Source organism: Polaribacter sp. Z014 (genome assembly GCF_023555435.1).
Taxonomy (GTDB): Bacteria; Bacteroidota; Bacteroidia; order Flavobacteriales; family Flavobacteriaceae; genus Polaribacter.
Genome location: NZ_JALCZP010000078.1, coordinates 1 through 1,397, shown reverse-complemented (window position 1 = coordinate 1,397; position 1,397 = coordinate 1). Strand labels below are relative to the sequence as shown.

The window sequence follows — 1,397 nt, the reverse complement described above, 5'->3', positions numbered from 1 at the left end:
CTTAACTAAAAGCAGTTGCATTTTTGCAAACAACAATTTTCCTGCGGAAAATAGCCGTTCACAAAAATCGCAACTTTCATTACACAACAACGTTGTAAAAAACTGGTTGATTTCATAACTAAAAAGCAACAGTTCTTTTAAAACAGCATTTTACTTTTAAATGAAAAACTAAAAATACTTAGAAAATTATTTGAATAATTCTAATTTCTAATAAAGCAAAACTGAATTAAAATCTTTGTGTAAATACTAATAAAATTAAAATTATAGAAAGCTGAAAAATTTCGAATTTATTATATAATCAAATATTAAAACCCAAAATGAAAATTTAAAATCGTTGCGGAATTTCTAGTAAAATGAAAATTATAATAAGCTGAAAAGCTTAGAGTTTCAAAAACTGAAATGAAAATTTAAATCTTTGTGGAATATCAAATAAATGAAAGATTTTAGAAAGCTGAAAAATTGAACTTTAAAAATTAATTAAACGTTAAAAAAAGAGAAATGAAAAACCTGAATCAATAATTTAAGATTAGAAAATTCTATAAAACTCATTTTTTACGATTTGAATTTTTATCGAAACTTTAAAAAAAATATTGTAAATTTCATCAAAATATAGAACTAGTTATTAAGAGGCAGAATTTAATACGCATTTTACAACACCGTGTATAAAAAATTGCTAGTTTTAGCTTTATTAAAGGTTGTTGCTTTTTTGCTCACTCCTATTTTCCTTCGGAAAATAGCCGCTCACTTAAAACGCAACTTTCCATAACACAACAACGTTGGCAGCAAGTCAAAAAAACCTCACGCACTAATCAAAATTTAATTATGAAATTTTTACTTTATATTCTTCTAACTTATTCGGTAAATAGTTATTCACAAAAGACAAAAATCGCGAATTTATCATTCAACTTGAACAATGAAATTATAAGTAAAAATAATCGAAAAATAATTGAGAAAAACGGAAATACGACTTTCTATTTTAATGGAAATTATTTTGAGTATAATAAAAACTCTGAATTAATAAACGTGGAAAAAAATGAAATTGAAAATTTAATTATAAACTCTCTTTCTGAAATAATTATTTATAGGAACAAATTAATAGATGAAAACATAAAGAAATCTGAAAAAAATGGAAAACTAAAGATTTTAGAAAATTCTGAGGTATATAAACAGGTTTATATTTATGAAAGAAAAAATGATTCTATTTTAAAATATCCTGTAATATGGTTAGAGGTTATTGAATGCCAATAATGTTGAAAGAAAAAACCTGCTGCCAACACCGTATAAACTTTATTGCTGGTTTTGGCTCACTTGGGAAATTCCTCCGGAATTTCGCCGTTCGTGTTTTATTTAGTAAATTCACTGCTTAATCAACGCAACAAAGCTTATACAACAACGTT

At 25.0% G+C, this 1,397-nt stretch carries 1 protein-coding gene; it reads left to right on the top strand.

Going from position 1 to position 1,397, the window contains the following annotated elements; all coding sequences use genetic code 11:
- Positions 1-822 precede the first annotated feature (822 nt).
- On the top strand, positions 823-1,248 hold the full coding sequence (locus MPF19_RS18970; RefSeq protein ID WP_249989843.1) for a hypothetical protein: 426 nt from the start codon (positions 823-825) through the stop codon (positions 1,246-1,248).
- The last annotated feature ends 149 nt before the right edge of the window (positions 1,249-1,397 follow it).

Excerpts from the sequence above, each read along its gene's own strand:
- MPF19_RS18970 (WP_249989843.1), top strand. The coding sequence starts at position 823 with ATGAAATTTTTACTTTATATTCTTCTAACTTATTCGGTAAATAGTTAT.